Genomic DNA, 19,632 nt, shown 5'->3' with positions numbered 1-19,632 from the left:
TTTTGGGCTGGCAACCTCAAGCATTTGCTATTTTGGCTCAAGGAGATGCAGTGACCGATCCCAAAGCGATTCTTCAATATTCTTTACCTATAGATAATGATTCTGTCAGAAAACTTCAAAAAAGTTTAGAAGATATTTCCAACCAACTGCGAGGCAAACGTTGGAAAAACATGAAAAAGGATCTTAAAAACGCTAATTTTGTGCTTAATTACCGTCGTGACCAACTTTTAGGGAGTATTCCTGAAGAACGTCAAGCTAAGGCAGAAGAGATAATCGATCGCTTGACTGGGGGAATGGAAGAGATTGCCGAAATCATCGAATCGAAAGACCGTGAAGGGACTTACATTAAAAGAAGAGAACTTCTAGATCTGGTAGGAGATTTAGAAATGTTGATGGTTACTGGGTTTCCTTTTGAAGTTCCCGAAGAATATAGCTATTTACCCCAGCTTTTGGGTCGAGCTACCGTAGCAATGGAAACTAATAAAGGAGATTTAACTATTGTTGTCGATGGCTACAGCGCGCCAGTCAATGGCGGCAATTTCGTCGATTTAGTCAAACGGGGCTTCTATGATGGTTTGGACTTCAACCGCGCCGAAGACTTTTATATTTTGCAAGCTGGCGATCCTCCAGGAGAAGCCGATGGTTTTATCGATCCTCAAACTAATGAATATCGGGCAATACCCATCGAAGTATTGGTTAAAGGGGACGAATTACCCGTATATGGCGAAACTTTAGAAGAATTAGGTCGTTATTTAGACGTTCCTGCAATTCCTTTCAATGCCTATGGTGCGATCGCTCTCGCTCGTCCTGCTGACGATCCTAATGGCGGTTCTTCGCAGTTTTTCTTCTTTAAATTTGACACGGAAATTACTCCTCCTGGTTATAACTTGATGGATGGGCGTTACTCTGTGTTTGGTTATTTAATTGAAGGTAAAGAAGTTTTGGAAGAGTTAACTGCGGGAGACAAAATTATCTCTGCCAAAGTTATTGATGGTTTGGATAACTTGAAAGAACCTAGTTAAACGAAGGCAGAAGGCAGAAGGCAGAAGGCAGAAGGATTGTTATTGAAACTTATCTCTTTTAAAGCCTTTAGCCTTTAGCCCTTAGCCTGAGTTTAATTGTTAAAAGTATCTTGGAAAACTAAAAATTGATAGCTGATAGCTGATAGCTGATAAATGTTTAATGCTCAATGTTCCCTGATAAATGCTCGATGTTAAATATTAAAGATGTAGGCGAGCGGGGTTTGTTAGAGCGATTGCAGCCTTATTGTCCTGGGGATATAGTGGGAGATGACGGGGCGATTTTGACTACAGATCCTAGTAAGTCTTTGGTAGTAACTACTGATATTTTAGTAGATGGGGTTCATTTTAGCGATCGCACTACTTCTGCTTATGATGTGGGCTGGCGGGCGACAGCAGCCAATTTATCGGATTTAGCAGCAATGGGGGCAAGTCCTTTAGGTATTACTGTCGGTTTATCTCTACCAGGGGATTTACCCGTAGTTTGGGTAGAAGAACTTTATCAGGGAATTTCTGACTGTCTAGATCTTTATCCTACTCCTATTGTCGGGGGGGATATATGTCGTTCTCCAGTAACTAGCATCGCCATTACGGCTATGGGAGAAGTACATCCTCAAAGAGCGATACGTCGTTCTACCGCTCGTCCTGGGGATGCGATTGTAATTACTGGTTTACATGGGCTATCTCGTGGTGGCTTAGAATTGTTGTTAAATCCGAGTTTGCAAGAGAAATTAGATCCTAAAGAAGCTCAAAAATTAATTTCTGCCCATCAAAGACCTATCCCTAGATTAGATATTTTACCCCATTTAGATTTTATTCCCGATGATGTTGCGATCGCAGGTATGGATAGTAGCGACGGACTGGCAGATGCTATTTATCAAATCTGTAATAATAGTAATGTTGGAGCAAAAATAGAAGAATCTAATTTAAGTATTTTTTTGGGATTAATAAAATTAGTAGGAAAGGAAAAAGCTAGAGAGTTTATCTTTTATGGCGGTGAGGATTTTGAATTAGTTTTATGTATGCCAAAAAGTTACGCTTTAACATTAGTTAAAAAGCTCAAACACCAAGCATCGATCGTCGGTGAAATTACTGATGCCAAAGAAATTAAGGTTGTTGTAAGCAACTCTTCAAATAGTAGAAAAATATTAAATATAAATAAAGTTTTTCAACATTTTTGACAATTATAAGTAATCCTAAAACTCAGCAATTTAATCAATTAACTAATTATTTAAGTTACCAATTATCTATTCTCTAATTTGGTAAAAAAACAGAAAATAACTGGTAATAAAAACCGTTACCCTGGTAAAAATAAACCAAAAATGGGAATGCTAATTCTGAAGAGAAAAGTTATGGATTGTACGACCGCAATCCCGCTCGATTGTTTCTTGGGGAACAAATCATAAAATTTATGATGAATCAACCGAATCAGCACTCCTACCTATCATCACCCATCGTAATCCCACCTTTGACTATGGAAAAGCGAGAGTCGCCTAATACCGTACCACATCCAATCGGGATTGAGGATACTGTTAGTGAGATTCTGCAAATTATCTTAAACAATGAGGATCGCGATCGGATTTTGCCGATAATTTTGGCAAAAATTGGTAATTTATTGGCGGCAGATGCTTGTTTTGTGGTTTCTGCTACAGAAAATGAACCCAATCGAGTCGATCTGTGGCAAAAGGAAGAGTGTTCGTGGCTAAATCAAGATATAGTTAGATCTCGGTTGGCAAATCTATCCCTAGCTAGCAGCATTCTCAGTCAACTAGAAGACTTTTTACAGGAAATATTTTCATCAATAACTTGGCTAGCTGTAGAGACTCAATACCAGCATCAAACCAACGGTTTAATTTTATTGCTGAAGTCCGATTCTTCTGAGTGGACAAACTCCCAAAAAGAACTATTAAACCACATCTCAGATTCAATGGCGATCGCAATTTCTCAAACTCAACTTCAACATCAAGCAAATACTAAGACTAAATATCATTCTTTGCTCAGAAACCTGAGTCGAGAAATCAGTCATAGTCCCCATCCAAATTTGCTATTTCAAAATTGTTTGACTCAAATTGGTACGACTTTACAATTAGATCGGGCAACAATCTTAATGTTGAAATATCAAAATCCTTTACAAGCCAAAAGTCGTAAATCGAAGAAATCTATTAAAGGAACGGTAGAAGTTGCTTGTCAGTGGTCGCCTAAAAAGGATTGTTTCCCGACTGGGGAATCGAAGTTTTTCATCTTCGCTCATTCCCATCTCTGCCAGCAGGCTTGGCAAAATGCACCCCAATATTTGTCTTTTGCATCAGACGCTATATTTCCCGATCTCGATCCTCAAGAATTGCCAGAATTTTTCCAACCTGATGGTTCTGCTTTATTAATCGTACCTTTAATGGGTAAAAAAACTAGCGAAACTTCTCCCGCTGTAGTTTGGGGATTTTTAGCACTGCAACATTACACCCCTCACCATTGGACTACAGACGAATTAGATTTAGTAGACTGGGCTAGCATTCAAATTAGTACGGCAATCGTTCATCACCAAACTTTAGACCGAGTACAGTCGATTGTAGACGAACGGACGGCACAACTAAAATGGAGTCTGGACGTACAAGCAAAACTCTCAGAAAAAATGCGCCAGCACATCGAACAGTTGCAGAAGTTAAATCAACTCAAGGATGACTTTATGAATAGTATGAGTCATGAGTTGAAAACTCCTCTGACGAGCATGAAAATGGCAATTATGATGTTGCGTCGGGCAGAAATTTCTCCTGAGATGAGAGATAAATATCTCAACATTTTAGAACAAGAATGGAATCGGGAATACAGTCTGATTAAGGATTTATTGACCCTACAAGAAGTAGAATCGGGAGAATTAGCCTATAGCCCTCAAGAATTAAATTTAGCCACTACCCTTGATAGTTTGGCTCAAAACTTCCGCGAGAAATGGTCAAACAATAAAGGTTTGGAACTGAAGATTGAGATCGAACGACTAGATTTGACAATTAATACCGATGTAGAAAGTTTTACCAATATTCTCAACGAATTGCTGTTAAATGCGGGCAAATATTCTGAAGTTGATACCACTATCGAAATCAACGTCAAGGAAGAAAAAACTCGTCAGGGAAAAGGTATCGTTATTACTGTCGCTAATTATGGCACGGGAATTACTCCTGAAGAATTACCCCATATCTTTGATAAATTTAGAAGGGGTCGAGGAGTGACAGATCGAGCCGTACCTGGAACTGGTTTGGGTTTGGCTTTAGTGCAATATTTAGTAGAACATCTCAACGGCACAATTGAGGTAACTAGCGAACCTTCAAAATCGGATTTGGATGTGTTTATCACTACTTTTGTGCTTAAATTACCCCAATTTCAACCAGCTATTGGTTAATCTAGTAACAAAATATTAAATAATTATGTAATAGTTGGTATCGATCGCTTCTTGATTCAGCCCTAAAGGATATTTCTCTAAGAAGAAAACCTTAACCGCGAAAGTGGAATAAGCTGCATCCCATTCATAAATTAGCTTGCTTAAGTCGGTCGATTCTGGGGTATTTCTATGAAATGGCATCAAAATAAAAAACGCAAAAATTCTAAATCCCTCCAATTGTCACGAGGGGAATATCCTTATTCTCCTTTTTGGCGGCAAATTAAAATTTTTGGTGTCACAATTCAATTTTTACTTGCTCTTTGGTGGAATAAATTAACGGGAAATAATTCCTCCAGAAAAAGACATCGTTTGGCTAAATGGCTAGTCAGAAATATGCTCGACCTTGGACCTACTTTGATTAAATTAGGTCAAGCTCTATCAACTCGTGCGGATTTAATTCCCATTGAATATGTAGAAGAATTCAGTCAATTACAAGATCGAGTACCTCCTTTCGATTCAGAAATTGCGATCGCCGTTATCGAACAAGAATTAGGTAAACCTATTTCCCTTTTATTTGCTGAGTTTAGTCCTACACCCTTGGCAGCAGCTAGTTTGGGTCAAGTACATCGAGCAAAACTCCATACAGGAGAACAAGTTGTAGTTAAAGTACAGCGTCCTGGGTTAGCAAAGTTATTTAATTTAGATTTTGAAATCTTACACCGTCTTTTTCGTTGGCTGGCACATCTGATTAAAACTTTGCGTAAGTTTAATTTAGACCAAATCTGCCAAGAGTTTTTTGAGCTTTTATTTTTAGAAATTGATTATATTCATGAGGGCAAAAATGCCGATCGCTTTCGGAATAATTTTCAGAATTATAATAAGGTAACCGTACCAAAAGTTTATTGGCAATATACTACCTCCAAGGTATTAACTTTAGAATATTTGCCAGGCATCAAAATAGACGACCGCTCTAGTTTAGAAGCCAACAAAATTGATACTCAAGAAGTAATTCAACTAGGTATTACTTGCTATCTCAAACAACTTTTAGAAGATGGCTTTTTTCAATCCGATCCCCATCCTGGTAACATGGCAGTCAGTCAGCGGGGAGACATTATTTTTTATGATTTTGGCACTATGGCAGAAGTTAAAACCATTGCCAAAGATCAAATGGTCAAAACTTTTTTTGCAGTCTTAAAAAACGATGCAGATGAAGTAGTAGAAACTCTCATTTACATGGGTCTGATCGAGCCTGTAGCGGATATGACTCCTGTTAAGCGAATGATTTCCTTTATGCTGACCGAATTTCGCGAAAAACCTGTAGATGTCAAAGCTTTTGAGCAAATTACCGACGAAGTATATTCTATCTTCGAGCAACAGCCTTTTCGCCTTCCCCCGCAGATGACTTTTATCGTCAAGTCTTTAACCACCCTCGACGGAATTGCCCGCGCCCTCGACCCTCAATACAATTTACTCGCAGCAGCCCAACCCTTCCTCAAGCAGATTGCCTTCTCCCAACAACAAGGCAGTATGTTGAGCGTTTTAGCCAGACAAACCAAAGACTTTATTCAATATAAATTCAAACAACCCAACCGCACTCAACTATCAATCATGCGCCTCGAATCGCGATTAGATTTGGGGGAATTGCAAGTAAAAGTTCGGGCGACAGAAAGCGAACGTTCCTTAAAACAAATTCAGTTAGGGATTAAAAGTTTAATTTATACTTGTCTGTCGGGTTTTAGTTTATTATCTGGTTCGGTATTGCTAGTAGGACAGTTAAAAGGTGTGGCGATCGCTTTATTTTGTTTTGCGATCTTTTGGTTTATTTTATTACTCCGTTCTCTTACTAGTATGGCAATGAGTGAAAAACTATATAAGATGAGTCAGAAGTAAGTTAGTTATTAGTAGTTAGTAGTTAGTATAACTTTTATTGCTAGCTTTAAAAAATAGAGGAAAATCATTCGCGGAGATTTAATAAAACTAGCTTTAGCTGGGGAAACCGTTAATCAATATCATGAATCGCTTTCGTGCTTCTCCTTTTTCTCAAAGTCATTCTTTTCATACTTGTTTTGATCGTTAAATTTGTTTAAGTTCCGCTAACAACTAATAACTATTAGAAAGCTGCTTGTATTCATTTTGCAGAATATTAACTAGTTGTGTATTTCCTTGAGATTTCGCTACTTGTAAGCGACGTTCCAAATTAGTACGAAGATTCTCTAAATGTTGTTTTTGGGAGGTACGATCTTTTAGTTGATATTTGAGAATATCTAATGCCAGATTAGCTTTTTTAGATTCGTCAAGATCTAGCTGGCAAACTTTTGGGGCATAGCGAACTTCATAAAAACGACTTCTAACTCGATGAGACTTAGTTGAAGGTGCGGATATGTGACGTGGTAAAGAAATATCCTGATGCCAGTTAGTAATTTCGCTATCAATTATTTCAGACTGGTATTTTGGTTTTCTGGATTGAGAAAATGGAGATAAATGTTTCATTATTTTTATGTATATTGTTGCTAATAATAGCCAAGTTCATATGCTTGAATGAATTCATTAAGGTCAAAAAAATATAAAAATATGCTGTTGATTATTGTTTAAAAGCTACTAGCTAACTAGTAGCTTTTAACAAAATATCAATAGTCATTAAATAATTTGGCAATTTAGTCTTTTGTATAGTGAATGCCACGATAAGTAAATTCTGTCTTCTGGGAATTTTGGCGATGTTCTTCTTTTAAATGATGGACTTTCCAGGGTTTTCCGCGATATTTGCCTCCTATTTCTCCTTCCGCAACATCCCATTCAATGTGAGGTGCTTCGTAAACTTTGCCTCTAAATTGTAGTCTCATGGTTCGTACCTCTAAAGTAAGCTAAATATATATGGTGTTTTTTTCTAGTTAGCTGGCAGAAATAAATAACTAGTTCTCTACAAAATAGCGAACTCATTTACTCTGTTAGGTATGATTATACAACTTAATTCTGTAGCATTTGCTACTTTTTAATAGTAAAACAAAAACTTAAACAAAATATTTATATTTCTTAATTTAATTTAATAGCTCGGTCTACCGCAGCAAACAGGCGATCGCAACTGTCATTATTCTCCAAAACCACATCCGCAGCAGCAACTTTATCAGCCAAAGGAAATTGACTTTCGATCCTGGCGATTGCTTGTTCGGCAGTCAAACCATTCCTTTGTTGCAAACGAGAAATTTGTCGATCGCGACTGCAACTAACTACCCAAATTTCGGTTACCGTATCGGTCAAATTAGCTTCAAATAGTAAAGGAATATCAAGTACTATTATACTATAATCTAACCGTTGTAACTCTTGCTCGAAGCGATCGCGGACAAAAGGATGAATCTGACTTTCCAGCCATTGTTTCTCTTGAGGATTGTTAAACACAATTTCCCCCAAAGCTGGGCGGTTTAAAGCACCATCGGCGAGCATAATGCGATCGCCGTAACGAGCGAGAATAGTTTTTAAAATAGGCGAACCTTTAGCTACGGCTTCTCTAGCATAAATATCTGCATCTAATATAGGTAACTGATATTTCTGACTTAAATAATTAGAAACAGTAGTTTTCCCTGTAGCAATCCCTCCAGTCAACCCAATTAAGCGACGATCTTGCAGATTTACCATAAACAAAAAAGACTATAGATCGTAATAGCGATGCGTATAATATAGACGAAATTATTTTGGATATTTTAATATCTGTCAGGCGATCGTGAAAATTATTGATTCTAAAGGAAGACTATTCGGTAAATTAAGCATTCTCGATTTCGCTGCTGCTGCGGTAATTGGGCTAGTAGTTGTTGGTATTTTCTTGTTTCCAGGCACCCCATTAACCAATAATATAGTCGCTCAAACCAAACAAAAACCTATTGAAGTACAAGTATTAGTCAGAGGTTTGGGAGTTGCTAATTTAGATGCCTTGTTTCAAGAATTTGAAGAAAACGACAAAGCTGATATTGTAATTCGCAACCAACCCGCAGGAAAAGTCACCATTGTAGAAAAAGAACTACTGCCCCGCACTACCCCCGTACCCCAACCCGATGGCACGGTTAAAGCCTTACCCGATCCTCGCCCCGAAATCGTAGCAATTCGCGATTTGTTAATTACGGTAGGAGGAAAAGCCGAAGTAACCAGTACTGGCTTTGTCTTGGGAGGAAGTAAAAAAATGAAAATAGGCTTGCCCATTCAATTACAAGGCAAAACTTACGACTTTAATGGTACTGTCATATCTGTTGAATTAAAAGAGTAGTTAGTCGTTAGTGATTAGTGGTTAGTTGTTAGTCATTAGTCACCCAGTCCTACTCCCCTACTCCCCTAGTCTCCCGTATGCCCATCCGTATTCGTCAGCACGTAAATCCCCTCGCCCGTAAATTTCAGCAACCGATTGCTATGCCCAATTGGCAAGAAGTTTTTACCCATCCCCAGCAAGATCTACATCTAGATATTGGTTGCGCTAGAGGCAGGTTTTTATTAGAAATGGCACAACAGCATCCCGAAACTAATTTTTTGGGGATTGAAATTCGCCATCCTTTAGTCACTGCTGCCAATCAAGTACGAGATGAATTGAATTTAACTAACCTACATTATCTCTTTGGCAATATGAATAGTTCGGCTGAGGTACTATTAGACTCTTTGCCTGAAAATGTCTTAAAAACTGTTTCAGTTCAGTTTCCCGATCCTTGGTTCAAAAAACGTCACAATAAACGCAGAGTCGTCCAAAACGAATTAGTTAAGCTTATAGTTGATTACCTAGCAGAAGGGGGAAGAGTTTTTCTACAATCTGATATTAAAGAGGTAGCCATGGAAATGCGCGATCGCTTTGCAACAGATTCTCGATTAATTCCACAACATCAAACAACTTGGTTGAACAGCAATCCCCTAATAATACCTACAGAAAGAGAATTGTATGTACTAGAACAAAATCTTCCCGTCTATCGAGTTATGTTTCAGAAAGAGGCATAGCCTCATTTATAAGCTATAAGTTACTTCATCAAAAGCTTTCTCAATGATCGATACAATTTCCAAATTACCTAAGTGGCTTACTAGAGGCTTACTTTTACCTTTACTAGTACTCAATGGTTGGTTGCTAATTTTAGTCTTTGAATATTTTCAATCCCTAATTACTATTTTTGCCACTGCTACTTTACTCTCATTCATTCTCGATAAACCCGTACGTTTGCTCGAAAAAAAAGGGATCAAAAGAGCGATCGCCATTTTAATTGTTTTGTTAGCGGGAATCCTGCTTTTTAGTATCATTGGCGTTACAGTCATTCCCATTGTCATCGATCAATTAAATGGCTTGTTAGATCGCCTGCCGAGTTATGTGGCATCTGGAAGCGAACAGGCTAAAGTTTTAGAAACTTGGGCGGAAGAGCGCAATTTTCCCCTCAGTGTCAGCAGTATAGTTGCCGATGCTTTAGGTCGTATATCTTACCAATTGCAACAGTTAAGCGGGCAAATTCTGGGAAGCGTTTTTTCCGTACTTGGTAGTTTAATAGATCTGCTGTTAACGATTGTTTTAACTTTTTATCTATTACTTCATGGAGGAGAGTTATGGGAAGATTTATTCGGTATTTTTCCTGAAGAAACAGCAGATAAAGTTCGCGATGTTTTGAAACAAACATTTAATAATTATTTTGGCGGACAATTAACAGTTGCTTCTGTTATGGGTGTTACCATGACTGTTACTTTTTTTATTATTCAAGTCCCTTTTGCCTTATTATTTGGCTTAGTCGTGGGAGTTATGGCACTATTCCCATTTGGGGCTGGATTGAGTATTAGTTTAATTAGCTTTTTAATGGCACTAAAAAGTATTTGGCTCGGACTAAGAGTGCTGGCAGTTGCCTTTGTCATCGAGCAAATAGTTGAAAGTGTGATTGCTCCCCGTCTTTTGGGAGAATTCACTGGTTTAAATCCTGTTTTAGTTTTATTGTCTCTGCTGATTGGAGCGCAGTTAGGAGGATTTTTAGGATTAATTTTAGCCGTTCCTGCTGCCAGCTTTATTAAAAGCTTATTAACTATTTTCAAACCCAAAGCTCAATATTTAGAAAATACCATCAACATATAATTAATAATTATTTAAAAAATAAAATACATGATTGCTATTTATCCAGGTAGTTTCGATCCCATAACTTTAGGACACATAGATATTATTGAAAGAGGATCGAAATTGTTTGAAAAAACAATTGTTGCAGTGCTTTCCAATCCTAGCAAAAAACCATTATTTTCAGTCGATAAAAGAATAGATCAAATTACCGAATGTACCAAACATATTAAAAATGTTGAAGTGGATAGCTTTGTCGGATTGACTGTTGAATATGCCAAACTTCATAATGCAGGAGTTTTATTAAGAGGCTTGAGAGTTCTATCGGATTTTGAAAAAGAATTGCAAATGGCACATACTAATAAAACCCTCAATCAAGAAATAGAAACCGTTTTTTTAGCAACCACTAAAGAATATTGTTTTTTAAGCAGTAGTATTGTCAAAGAGATCGCTCAATTTGGAGGGTCAATCGATCACTTGGTATCGGGAAATATTGCCAAGGATATGTATAAAAAGTATCAAAACAAGTAATGAATACAAACTTTCTCATAAAAGAAGATTGTGTAATTAAAACATAATATTTTTGTTGGCAAATGTTAGTTATTTAGGTTACAAATAGACTTAGATAATCTAATTGAATAATGCTACAAAAAAATTATTCCCCCAATAGTCAGATACAATTTAACGGTTCTCAAGGAGCGGGAGATATCGCTGAATCTGCTCATTCTGGCTTTGAAATTGAGGCTGAATTAGATCGTTTAAAGGAGTCAATTCTTAATGCGGCTCGTATTCCCCTGACGGAATTAGCGGTTATAGATGAAGATTTAATCTTAGAGCAACTTTTAAAAATACAAGAAAATTTGCCTGTAGAGTTAGCCACAGCAATTGAAATAGTCAATCGCAGGCAGGAAATTATTGAGGATGCTAGAGGCTATGCTTGTTTGATAGTTAAGTCGGCAGAAGAGAAAGCACATCAAATCGTGCAGGAATCGGCGATAGTACGTCAAGCGGAATTGGATGGGGCAAAATTGCGACTCAAAACCGAACAAGAATGCGAGCAATTACGACAAAATGCGATCGCTGAATGTCAAGCGATTCAAGAAGGGGCTGATTTATATGCCGATAATGTTTTAAAAGATTTAGAAGAAAGATTTGGAGAAATGTTAGGAATTGTTCAAAATGGTCGCCAGCAACTCGATCCCTCGACCGCAGACGAACCATAACCTGTAATCTATTCTAATTTGCTCTTAAGGTAGCCAAGGATACTGTTGAAAATCTGGGGGTCTTTTTTCAAGAAAAGCTTGTTTTCCTTCCGCACCTTCTTCAGTCATGTAATAAAGCATAGTTGCATTGCCTGCCAATTCTTGTATACCAGCTTGTCCGTCACAGTCTGCATTGAAAGCAGCCTTGAGACAGCGAATGGCAATGGGACTTTTTCGTAACACTTCTTGCGCCCATTCAATTCCTTCTGTTTCCAGTCTATCTACAGGGACAACACAATTGACCAATCCCATGTCCAAAGCTTCTTGGGCATTATATTGACGACAGAGAAACCAGATTTCCCTGGCTTTTTTTTGCCCTACAATGCGAGCTAGATAGCTAGAGCCAAATCCCCCGTCAAAACTACCTACTTTAGGGCCAGTTTGTCCAAAAATAGCATTATCTGCTGCAATAGTCAGGTCGCACAAAATATGAAGGACATGACCGCCACCAATGGCATAGCCAGCCACTAACGCAATAGTTACTTTAGGTATAGAGCGAATTAAACGCTGTAGATCTAATACGTTTAATCTGGGCATTCCTCCCTCATCAATGTATCCTGCTTTGCCTCGAATACTTTGATCTCCTCCAGCACAAAAAGCATATTTGCCATCAGTATGAGGTCCCGCGCCTGTTAGTAAAATTACGCCAATGGTATTATCTTCCCGCGCATCTACAAAGGCATCATACATTTCAAATACGGTTTTGGGTCGAAAAGCATTGCGCTTGTGAGGACGATTAATGGTAATTTTGGCGATACCATTCCATTTTTGGTAAATAATATCTTCGTAGGTTTTAGCTGTTTGCCATTTGACTTCCATAGGTTATCGCGATCGAAGCAAAATAATTGTTTTCATTGGTCTTTAAAATTAAATCATCTTTTTGAAGGATGTTTTTTCGATTTAGGAATAGTTTATCAATTAGATGCCTGGGAAAGCTGTAATAGTAGGCAAGAAAAAATATAGATAGATTATTTATAAATAACTAACTCAAAAGTTATTTGTAATATTTTTTAATATCTATCTTAATATCTACTGTGATTTATTATTCACTCAATCTAATTGGGGATCGCCTTAAAAATATCCGAAATATATCTAAAGACTAATATATAACAAGAAAATATATCATTATAATTAAATAAAGAATAAATTAAATCGTTCGCTTAATAAATCGATAAAAAGATTATATTTTTGGAAAATGAATAAAACACAGACAATTTATTGCCCTAATTGTGGAGCACGTGCTATTAGGAGTCAAATAGAAAATAAAATCGAACGTACATCTTGTGAATATTGCGATTATCTAATGGTACAGTGTCTCAAAACAGGGAAAGTAATTGAAGCTTATGCTCCTGGAATTAATAGTTATTGTGCGATCGATTCCGTCTCAGTCTAAGTTGATAAATGATAAATAAATTTCATAATTGAGGGTAAGATTTAGTAGTTTTAATTAAAATAAAATCGCTAATTTAGTATCACTTATGGACTAAGATCTCGATCGCGGTTTTTAATTTAGTCTATTTTTAGGATTGTATCAGTTTAGAGAAAAGATTTACTGATATGATTTCAAATACTAGAGTTAAAACTACGACTACCTTTTATACTCATAATAATTGGTCATTTTTACCTACTGCTTTTAGTGCTTTGGCTGGAGTAGGTATTGGAATTGCGATCGGCAATTATTTAGGTTGGCTTTAAACATAAAAAACTCCGTTAGTTTTACCTTGAAGTAATTTTAGTGGAGTTTTTTATAGCTTTTTTTCTCAAAAATAATGCGCCCTAATAACCTATTCTGATATATGCACCACCACCATAATTTCCGCGATGATTGTAGTTTCCATAATGGGGAATATGACGACGATGGTGGCGACTTCCAGGATTAATAATAATGATTTTTTTATGATGTCCGCGACGACGACCGTAGTAAGGATTGTATTGCGAGTAACCACGACGGCGATGAAAGTGCTGGTTACCACGGGGGCTAATAATAACGCGGGGTCTTAGATTGAGCGGTACGGGGGAGCGAACATTGCTGCGAATACCAACTTGAGCTATGTGAAAATTATCTTCGATCGGTACTGCGTTAACGGGAACATCTAGACAAGTTGCAATTCCCATGACGACTATGCCCACAACATTGCGCCAATTAAATTGAAATAGGTTAGTTTGACTCATCGCCTTACATTGTCGTTTCCAGCTATGTATGATAATTCTAAAAATAAATCTAAGTAATTACCACAGTATATTTATAAAGTGACGACAGATAATTTAGAAAAGTTCCAGCAAAAATTGGCAGCGGGAAAAGCTGCTTTAGAAAGAGGAAATTATCGCTTGAGTATCGAAAATCTAGAAGCAGCAACAGAATTGATCGCCCTAAATTCCCGCAAAGGTGGAGAAGCTCAAATCTGGTTGGTAAGTGCCTATCAAGCAGCCAATAAAATCCCCGAAGCGATCGCTTTATGTCAAGAGTTAATCGTTCATCCCGATACTCAAACTCGCGAACAAGCCCAGCGTATTTTATATATTATCAAAGCACCTAAATTGGAACGTCCGACCGAATGGATGAGTGAAATTCCTGATTTGAGTAATACTGATGGCAACACCCCTCGTTATGTTGCAGCTAAAAAACAACCCGTGCCAAGTTCTCTAGATTTGTTGGAAGAAGAATTAGATCTATCTTCTGTTGAGACTTCAGACAACCAGTTTGTTTGGTTTGCTTTATTTTCTTTAACAGCAATTATTGCTGGCTTATTTTGGCTTGGTTAAAAAGTTCCTGGTTATAGATAATAAAACTGTACCTAAGTTTATATTCAATTTAAAAAAATGCCTAAAGCAATTTGGAACGGTCAAATCATCGCAGAAAGCGATCGCACTGAAGTGGTAGAAAACAATCACTATTTTCCCCCAGAATCGATTAAACAAGAATATTTCCAAGCCAGTTCGACTCATACTACCTGTCCCTGGAAAGGTCAGGCTAGTTACTATACTGTGGTGGTTGACGGTCAAGAAAATAAAGATGCTGCTTGGTACTATCCCGAAACCAAAGAAAGAGCAAATAATATTAAAGGCTATGTTGCTTTTTGGAAAGGAGTCAAAGTAGAAGCTTAATCTATTTAACTCCGACATTCCAGTCGATTGTTCCTCGATCTTCTTCAGAAATATGTTGGTTTAAAAAATGCTCTAAGTTTTCTCTTCCCAATTTGGGAGGAGAACTCAAAATAAAACTAACTCTAGATTTGGCAGGGTTTTTTTTCTCTACAATAACCTTGCATTTTTGTTTTTTTAAGGCGTGGCGATAAGCGGCAACAGATTCGAGAAATCTTTTAGCATTGAGACTTTTAATTTCTAGTTGATAAATAGTTCTTCTTTCTAGAAGATAAATTAAAATCCAAGCTACTATAGTGGACACTACAGCAATATAAATCATTTTTAAACCACAGCATAAACCAATTAACGCTACTAAAATTAAGCGTCCAGTTTGGATCGATGTACCAGTATTGGTACGAAAACGCATCAAACCACCCAAACCAAAGAAAATAAACCCTAATTCCGAACCATAATCCGCTACCGTCGCACCGATTAAAGAACCAATAACCGCATAAAAAATCAGACTTTTGGGTGCTTCAATTTCATTAATATCTTCTTTTTTGCCGTAGGTTTGGGGATGGAATGCCAAAATGGTAGCTAAAATCATCGCCACAGATAAAGAAACTAAATAAGTTCCTAGTCGATCTGCTCCCATATAGTTAGCAATAAACCGATCCATCATCGATTCGCCCAAAATTGATTCGGGAAAAACTTGTCCGCTAAAAATATTGGCTATTTCTGCAATTGTCTCCAACATAGTTTTTAGATTTTAATTATCAATTGCTTCATAGTAGCGACATCCCTGACAAGGTCCTTCAGGGTTGACCGCACAGCGCATAATTTCCGATCGCGCGTTGAAACGACAACTAGCATCCCCAATTACCAAGCGATCGCCAATTAAAGTAGTTTCTTCTGGTCTAGTTGATTCTTGAACGTGGAGGGTTGCTTTGTCAAAGCGGTAGCCTCCTACGCGATATTGATAAAAATGATGTCTTTCGAGGATGGCGTAGGTTTTTCCTTGAAAATCCATATAGTTTCCTGGTTGCAATCGTCGATTGAGATTTAACCTGCCAATACATTGACGAGCGGGAGTTAAAATAATTTCTGTAGGTAATAAATTTTTCTCGTTCGACATATATAAATACTTATCAAATTCTTCGCCTCATTCAAAAATAGTAACGCGATCTGGTAAAGATTTTTGGAGATCGAATAAAACCCTAAAGGAATTTAACGTCTGTTTTTGGGAATCATAAAATCAATACTGCTTTATACCCAATCCCTCCTTCTACTCTTATGGATCCAGATTTAATAGTTGCAGCTTTAAAAAAAGCCTGTGGCAATAAAAATTTCCGCTTTCAAGCGATCGTTCATCAAGCCAAATTACATATTTATATCAATCGCCAACCAGACTACATTCCAGACTATATTTTGCTGACAGATACTATAAGAGATGCGATCGCATCTTTAAGCTTGAATTCTATGGAAGGAGTTTGGCTGTATAGTCGTAAGTTAGGGGAAGTAGATCCTGATTGGCAGTTTTTTTTAGATCCACCAACGGTAATTGATGAAGACGCCATAGATACTCAGGGAAATTTAGGAGAAGAAGGACTTTTAGCCGAAGACTTTAGCGCGTTTGTAGATTTTCCCGAAAAACTTGAAGATAGTTTAGGGGATACGGGATTGCTGAGGGATACGGGATTCGTTCATACAAAACCCCTGGAAGAAGCAGAAATTAATCCTTTTATTGAAGACAGTAATACTAAAGGAGAAGCAGAAATCGATTCTCTTCCTGAAAAGAATCAAACCGAAGTTCGAGATGAAATTAATCCTTTTACTCCAGGAGTAGAAGAAACCGAATCTGTTCCTGAAGATAATCAAACTGAAGACAAATCAAAGATTAATAATTTAGCTGAATATTGTTTTGTCAATCGCAAAATTTTAACGGGAAACATTATTCCGCCTGAAAAACAAATTATCCGTCTGATGAAATTTTTTCATCATTTATCCCCCAAACAGAAACAGAAAATACTCTTGGGGATGGAAAATTTCTTTAAACAGGGGACTATTCCCGAATCGGAAAGTTTTTCTCCAGCAGTCAAAAAATGGCTCAACCAGATTAGCGAACTACAGGCTGAAGGTCGCAATACTTTAGCTATTTGGTTGAGTCGTTATTGTTTCAATTCTACGGTTACTTTGGCTGAGTTTAAAGCAATGGAGGAGAAAAAAGCTACTTTTACCAAGAAAGTCAAACGTAGTAATGTTGAATATAATTTTACTCCTGCAAATTCTACAACTGCCTCCACATCAGAATGGGAAGACTTGTCCCAACAGAAATTTAAACTTCCTCCCCTAGTTCAAAGATCGATTATTCCTTTAGGTTGGACTTTGGCTACAGTAGTATTTATTTGCTTGGGTATATATACCAGTCAAAGTAATTTGCCCTCTACTTCGCAAAATATCCCTGCAATTTGCCAAACTACCATTGGATCGGCTAATTATTGTCGTTTGGGAGTAAATTTAGCGGGAGAAAAAGCGATCGCTCGTGCTTCAGATAATATTTTTCCTTTGAGTAAAATTACTGAGGAAGTTGCCAACTATGGTTGCCAAAGATTTGCCAATGTTAAAGCCGCAGCATTTAGCAATCTCGATCCGACTAAAAATCCAGTTATCGAAAGTCGTGGCGAGAAAATTTTTCCTCATATTTATGTAGTAGAAGCTTTGCAAAAAAATGTCGATCGACCCGGAAATGTGAGGGTGGGTTGTGTTTATACTACGGGACAAGGAGAGCGATCGCCAGAAAAATTGGCTAGCGAGATTATTCCGATTAATTGGCCTCAAGAATATTATCAACCCCAAAATATTGATGAATCTAATTTTTCTTTTGGTATTTATACTAATTTAATTAATCTCGGTTTATATACTTTATTTTCGGCTATTGCCCTGGCAATTGTGGCTGAATTCAAGTTGGGAGTTACCATCTCTAACCGTCCCCAAACAATTTATCTTGTAGCCCTTAGCTTAGGTTTAATTCAATCTCTAGCTTTGGTTTTACCCTTATTTAATTTAACTGCTAGTTTGTTATTTTCGATTATTACTATCATCATTTGTGACCGCCTTTTAAAGAATTTTAAACTTAATTGGCATAATGGCAATGGTATCGTAGTATCGGGGATTTTAACCATTCTCGCTATTCAATTTATCCTTTATGGTATATCTTTAAATTTTATTAATGGATTGGTCTTAAATATTTAATAACTAAAAAATATCCCGAAAAATCACCTCATTAGTTTTCCAAGAACAACGGGCAAAAAATATACTTGTATACAGTAGAAATGCGATCACTTTTAATTAAAACTACGGGTTTTATGGCAGATTACGATTTTATCTTGAATCTCAAATCTAGCTATAAAAAACAGTATCTTTTGGATAATTTAGATTTATTTTATACTGTTTTAGCTAAAGAGATAGTTAGCTTAATAGATATTATTAAACAGTAAATATACGGACTAATAATAATCTAATAATGAAATAATTACTGATTTCAAACTTAAGTGATCGCAATTACATTGGTAAGCGATCTAGATCGTAGTTAATAGGTAATTTTTATGATTAATTTTTCTTCCTCCGAGCAAGATATATCTACAATTAATTTTGCTCTACCCAATTTCGCTCCACAAGTATTATTGACTGGAATTGCCTATGATGATTCGGTTAATAATGACGATTCATATACCGTAGGAGAAGGATTGGCAGGAATCGAAATTACTGCAATTAATACTGCTGATGCTAACTCTTATACGACTACCACAAGCAATACAGGGAACTATCAAATTGCTTTACCAGCAGGAACTTATGACCTAACTTTTACCGATAATAATAGTAATCTTCTTGGTTCGACTCAAGTTACTATTAATTCGGAGAATATTAAGCTAGATCTTCAGCTTGATGGTGTTTTGAACTTTTTCTGGGAAGGCGGTAGCAATAGCGAATTTTTTGAGGGACTCGACGGCGATGATTCGCTTTATGGCAACAATGGTAATGATACCCTAATAGGTCGTGATGGTAACGACCTATTGGAAGGTGGTAATGACAATGACAATCTTAATGGAGGCAATGGTCAAGATACCTTAAAGGGAGAAGAGGGTAACGACAAACTTTACGGTAAAGCAGGCAATGATTCTCTTTCAGGTGGCGCGGGTAATGACTTCTTTAGCGGTGCTGATGGCAATGACTTTATTGATGGTGATGTAGGGGATGATAGCCTTTATGGTAGTAAGGGACGTGACACTTTAGTTGGAGATCTGGGCAACGATTTCTTAGACGGTGGAACGAGTTCTGATGTTTTAAATAGCGGAGAGGGAGACGACACCGTTAAAGGTGGAGATGGCGATGATTCTCTCTACGGGAAAGAAGGCAATGACACCCTCAACGGTGGGGCGGGTAATGACTTTTTTAGCGGTGCTGATGGCAATGACTCTATTGATGGTGATGTAGGGGATGATAGTCTCTACGGTAGCAACGGCAGTGATTCTCTGAACGGTGACGATGGCGAAGACTACCTGCAAGGTGGCGCACAAGACGATGTTCTTAATGGAGGAGAAGAAAATGACATTCTCATAGCAGAAACAGGAAATGACACTCTCCATGGTGGTGGAGGCGTAGACTCCCTCAATGGCGGAGATGGTGATGGTGTCCTCAACGGTGGAGATGGAAACGATTCTCTCTACGGGAAAGAAGGCAATGATGCCCTCAATGGTGGCGTAGGTAATGACTTTTTCAGCGGTGCTGATGGCAATGACTCTATTGATGGTGAAACTGGAAATGATAGTCTCTACGGTAGTAATGACAGTG

Annotated in this window: 24 protein-coding genes; 16 read left to right on the top strand and 8 right to left on the bottom strand. The window is 37.5% G+C overall.

Annotated features, from left to right (window positions below; all coding sequences use genetic code 11):
- The 3 genes from AC33VI_RS19535 to AC33VI_RS19525 all read left to right on the top strand — a co-directional run.
- Nucleotides 1-1,022: peptidylprolyl isomerase (locus AC33VI_RS19535; protein ID WP_491783932.1), on the top strand; the 1,022-nt coding region annotated here is incomplete at its 5' end.
- 188 nt (nucleotides 1,023-1,210) lie between these two features.
- The gene (thiL, locus tag AC33VI_RS19530; RefSeq protein ID WP_491783931.1) at nucleotides 1,211-2,200 is read left to right on the top strand and encodes a thiamine-phosphate kinase; all 990 of its coding nucleotides are present in this window, start codon (nucleotides 1,211-1,213) and stop codon (nucleotides 2,198-2,200) included.
- A 230-nt stretch (nucleotides 2,201-2,430) separates the two neighbouring features.
- Nucleotides 2,431-4,410, top strand: a complete 1,980-nt coding sequence (locus tag AC33VI_RS19525; protein ID WP_491783930.1) for a GAF domain-containing sensor histidine kinase — start codon at nucleotides 2,431-2,433, stop codon at nucleotides 4,408-4,410.
- A gap of 15 nt (nucleotides 4,411-4,425) precedes the next feature.
- On the opposite strand, the gene AC33VI_RS19520 is transcribed toward AC33VI_RS19525, so the two are convergent.
- Complete coding sequence (locus AC33VI_RS19520) at nucleotides 4,426-4,590, bottom strand: hypothetical protein (protein ID WP_491783929.1); 165 nt, start codon at nucleotides 4,588-4,590, stop codon at nucleotides 4,426-4,428.
- On the opposite strand from AC33VI_RS19520, the gene AC33VI_RS19515 reads away from it, so the two are divergent.
- The gene (locus tag AC33VI_RS19515; RefSeq protein ID WP_491783928.1) at nucleotides 4,579-6,279 is read left to right on the top strand and encodes an ABC1 kinase family protein; all 1,701 of its coding nucleotides are present in this window, start codon (nucleotides 4,579-4,581) and stop codon (nucleotides 6,277-6,279) included. The two genes, AC33VI_RS19520 and AC33VI_RS19515, sit on opposite strands and share 12 nt — an antisense overlap.
- A 210-nt stretch (nucleotides 6,280-6,489) precedes the next feature.
- Here AC33VI_RS19515 and AC33VI_RS19510 read toward each other — a convergent pair whose 3' ends face one another.
- The 3 genes from AC33VI_RS19510 to coaE form a co-directional block, all read right to left on the bottom strand.
- Nucleotides 6,490-6,879 carry a hypothetical protein gene (locus tag AC33VI_RS19510; protein WP_491783927.1) on the bottom strand — a complete coding sequence of 130 codons (390 nt, stop codon included), beginning with the start codon at nucleotides 6,877-6,879 and terminating at the stop codon, nucleotides 6,490-6,492.
- Nucleotides 6,880-7,043: 164 nt separating this feature from the next.
- Nucleotides 7,044-7,229 (bottom strand): DUF4278 domain-containing protein, encoded by a 186-nt coding sequence (locus AC33VI_RS19505; protein ID WP_491783926.1) that lies wholly within the window; start codon nucleotides 7,227-7,229, stop codon nucleotides 7,044-7,046.
- A gap of 190 nt (nucleotides 7,230-7,419) precedes the next feature.
- Nucleotides 7,420-8,019, bottom strand: coding sequence for a dephospho-CoA kinase (gene coaE / locus AC33VI_RS19500; RefSeq protein ID WP_491783925.1), 600 nt, complete (start codon nucleotides 8,017-8,019; stop codon nucleotides 7,420-7,422).
- Between the two features lie 85 nt (nucleotides 8,020-8,104).
- Here coaE and AC33VI_RS19495 point away from each other — a divergent pair, with 85 nt between their 5' ends.
- The 5 genes from AC33VI_RS19495 (at nucleotide 8,105) to AC33VI_RS19475 (ending at nucleotide 11,658) form a co-directional block, all read left to right on the top strand.
- Nucleotides 8,105-8,641 (top strand): DUF4330 domain-containing protein, encoded by a 537-nt coding sequence (locus AC33VI_RS19495; protein WP_491783924.1) that lies wholly within the window; start codon nucleotides 8,105-8,107, stop codon nucleotides 8,639-8,641.
- Between the two features lie 77 nt (nucleotides 8,642-8,718).
- Entirely contained in the window at nucleotides 8,719-9,354 is a 636-nt protein-coding gene (trmB, locus tag AC33VI_RS19490) for a tRNA (guanosine(46)-N7)-methyltransferase TrmB (protein ID WP_491783923.1), read from the top strand.
- Between the two features lie 43 nt (nucleotides 9,355-9,397).
- A complete protein-coding gene (locus AC33VI_RS19485; protein WP_491783922.1) occupies nucleotides 9,398-10,459 on the top strand; it encodes an AI-2E family transporter in 1,062 nt (353 codons plus the stop codon).
- A gap of 27 nt (nucleotides 10,460-10,486) precedes the next feature.
- Complete coding sequence (gene coaD / locus AC33VI_RS19480) at nucleotides 10,487-10,966, top strand: pantetheine-phosphate adenylyltransferase (protein ID WP_491783921.1); 480 nt, start codon at nucleotides 10,487-10,489, stop codon at nucleotides 10,964-10,966.
- A 110-nt stretch (nucleotides 10,967-11,076) separates the two neighbouring features.
- Nucleotides 11,077-11,658 carry a hypothetical protein gene (locus AC33VI_RS19475; RefSeq protein ID WP_491783920.1) on the top strand — a complete coding sequence of 194 codons (582 nt, stop codon included), beginning with the start codon at nucleotides 11,077-11,079 and terminating at the stop codon, nucleotides 11,656-11,658.
- A 24-nt stretch (nucleotides 11,659-11,682) separates the two neighbouring features.
- Here AC33VI_RS19475 and menB read toward each other — a convergent pair whose 3' ends face one another.
- On the bottom strand, nucleotides 11,683-12,516 hold the full coding sequence (menB, locus tag AC33VI_RS19470; protein WP_491783919.1) for a 1,4-dihydroxy-2-naphthoyl-CoA synthase: 834 nt from the start codon (nucleotides 12,514-12,516) through the stop codon (nucleotides 11,683-11,685).
- 376 nt (nucleotides 12,517-12,892) lie between these two features.
- On the opposite strand from menB, the gene AC33VI_RS19465 reads away from it, so the two are divergent.
- On the top strand, nucleotides 12,893-13,090 hold the full coding sequence (locus AC33VI_RS19465; RefSeq protein WP_491783918.1) for a hypothetical protein: 198 nt from the start codon (nucleotides 12,893-12,895) through the stop codon (nucleotides 13,088-13,090).
- A gap of 164 nt (nucleotides 13,091-13,254) precedes the next feature.
- A complete protein-coding gene (locus AC33VI_RS19460; protein WP_491783917.1) occupies nucleotides 13,255-13,392 on the top strand; it encodes a hypothetical protein in 138 nt (45 codons plus the stop codon).
- Nucleotides 13,393-13,473: 81 nt separating this feature from the next.
- Here the strand turns inward: AC33VI_RS19460 and AC33VI_RS19455 are convergent, their stop codons facing one another.
- Nucleotides 13,474-13,869 carry a hypothetical protein gene (locus tag AC33VI_RS19455; protein ID WP_491783916.1) on the bottom strand — a complete coding sequence of 132 codons (396 nt, stop codon included), beginning with the start codon at nucleotides 13,867-13,869 and terminating at the stop codon, nucleotides 13,474-13,476.
- A 78-nt stretch (nucleotides 13,870-13,947) separates the two neighbouring features.
- On the opposite strand from AC33VI_RS19455, the gene AC33VI_RS19450 reads away from it, so the two are divergent.
- Nucleotides 13,948-14,460: a tetratricopeptide repeat protein gene (locus AC33VI_RS19450; protein WP_491783915.1), complete on the top strand. Its 513-nt coding sequence runs from the start codon at nucleotides 13,948-13,950 to the stop codon at nucleotides 14,458-14,460.
- Nucleotides 14,461-14,517: 57 nt separating this feature from the next.
- Nucleotides 14,518-14,802, top strand: a complete 285-nt coding sequence (locus AC33VI_RS19445) for a DUF427 domain-containing protein (protein ID WP_491783914.1) — start codon at nucleotides 14,518-14,520, stop codon at nucleotides 14,800-14,802.
- A gap of 1 nt (nucleotide 14,803) precedes the next feature.
- Here the strand turns inward: AC33VI_RS19445 and AC33VI_RS19440 are convergent, their stop codons facing one another.
- Together AC33VI_RS19440 and AC33VI_RS19435 are read right to left on the bottom strand one after the other, a co-directional pair.
- Nucleotides 14,804-15,538, bottom strand: coding sequence for an MgtC/SapB family protein (locus AC33VI_RS19440; protein WP_491783913.1), 735 nt, complete (start codon nucleotides 15,536-15,538; stop codon nucleotides 14,804-14,806).
- A 12-nt stretch (nucleotides 15,539-15,550) separates the two neighbouring features.
- A complete protein-coding gene (locus AC33VI_RS19435) occupies nucleotides 15,551-15,916 on the bottom strand; it encodes a DUF6464 family protein (RefSeq protein WP_491783912.1) in 366 nt (121 codons plus the stop codon).
- A gap of 158 nt (nucleotides 15,917-16,074) precedes the next feature.
- Between AC33VI_RS19435 and AC33VI_RS19430 the strand changes: the two genes are divergently transcribed.
- The 3 genes from AC33VI_RS19430 to AC33VI_RS19420 all read left to right on the top strand — a co-directional run.
- Entirely contained in the window at nucleotides 16,075-18,033 is a 1,959-nt protein-coding gene (locus AC33VI_RS19430) for a hypothetical protein (RefSeq protein WP_491783911.1), read from the top strand.
- 80 nt (nucleotides 18,034-18,113) lie between these two features.
- Complete coding sequence (locus tag AC33VI_RS19425) at nucleotides 18,114-18,278, top strand: hypothetical protein (protein WP_491783910.1); 165 nt, start codon at nucleotides 18,114-18,116, stop codon at nucleotides 18,276-18,278.
- 108 nt (nucleotides 18,279-18,386) lie between these two features.
- Nucleotides 18,387-19,632: calcium-binding protein (locus AC33VI_RS19420; protein ID WP_491783909.1), on the top strand; the 1,246-nt coding region annotated here is incomplete at its 3' end.

This window comes from Waterburya sp. (genome assembly GCF_058530065.1).
This window is presented reverse-complemented; position numbering and strand designations above follow the sequence as displayed.

Coding starts and splice junctions, on each gene's coding strand:
- AC33VI_RS19445 (WP_491783914.1), top strand. CDS start 14,518: ATGCCTAAAGCAATTTGGAACGGTCAAATCATCGCAGAAAGCGATCGC.
- AC33VI_RS19515 (WP_491783928.1), top strand. CDS start 4,579: ATGAAATGGCATCAAAATAAAAAACGCAAAAATTCTAAATCCCTCCAA.
- menB (WP_491783919.1), bottom strand. CDS start 12,516: ATGGAAGTCAAATGGCAAACAGCTAAAACCTACGAAGATATTATTTAC.
- AC33VI_RS19430 (WP_491783911.1), top strand. CDS start 16,075: ATGGATCCAGATTTAATAGTTGCAGCTTTAAAAAAAGCCTGTGGCAAT.
- AC33VI_RS19525 (WP_491783930.1), top strand. CDS start 2,431: ATGATGAATCAACCGAATCAGCACTCCTACCTATCATCACCCATCGTA.
- AC33VI_RS19455 (WP_491783916.1), bottom strand. CDS start 13,869: ATGAGTCAAACTAACCTATTTCAATTTAATTGGCGCAATGTTGTGGGC.
- AC33VI_RS19465 (WP_491783918.1), top strand. CDS start 12,893: ATGAATAAAACACAGACAATTTATTGCCCTAATTGTGGAGCACGTGCT.
- AC33VI_RS19440 (WP_491783913.1), bottom strand. CDS start 15,538: ATGTTGGAGACAATTGCAGAAATAGCCAATATTTTTAGCGGACAAGTT.
- AC33VI_RS19425 (WP_491783910.1), top strand. CDS start 18,114: ATGCGATCACTTTTAATTAAAACTACGGGTTTTATGGCAGATTACGAT.
- AC33VI_RS19475 (WP_491783920.1), top strand. CDS start 11,077: ATGCTACAAAAAAATTATTCCCCCAATAGTCAGATACAATTTAACGGT.
- coaE (WP_491783925.1), bottom strand. CDS start 8,019: ATGGTAAATCTGCAAGATCGTCGCTTAATTGGGTTGACTGGAGGGATT.
- coaD (WP_491783921.1), top strand. CDS start 10,487: ATGATTGCTATTTATCCAGGTAGTTTCGATCCCATAACTTTAGGACAC.
- AC33VI_RS19520 (WP_491783929.1), bottom strand. CDS start 4,590: ATGCCATTTCATAGAAATACCCCAGAATCGACCGACTTAAGCAAGCTA.
- AC33VI_RS19460 (WP_491783917.1), top strand. CDS start 13,255: ATGATTTCAAATACTAGAGTTAAAACTACGACTACCTTTTATACTCAT.
- trmB (WP_491783923.1), top strand. CDS start 8,719: ATGCCCATCCGTATTCGTCAGCACGTAAATCCCCTCGCCCGTAAATTT.
- thiL (WP_491783931.1), top strand. CDS start 1,211: ATGTTAAATATTAAAGATGTAGGCGAGCGGGGTTTGTTAGAGCGATTG.
- AC33VI_RS19485 (WP_491783922.1), top strand. CDS start 9,398: ATGATCGATACAATTTCCAAATTACCTAAGTGGCTTACTAGAGGCTTA.
- AC33VI_RS19505 (WP_491783926.1), bottom strand. CDS start 7,229: ATGAGACTACAATTTAGAGGCAAAGTTTACGAAGCACCTCACATTGAA.
- AC33VI_RS19435 (WP_491783912.1), bottom strand. CDS start 15,916: ATGTCGAACGAGAAAAATTTATTACCTACAGAAATTATTTTAACTCCC.
- AC33VI_RS19510 (WP_491783927.1), bottom strand. CDS start 6,879: ATGAAACATTTATCTCCATTTTCTCAATCCAGAAAACCAAAATACCAG.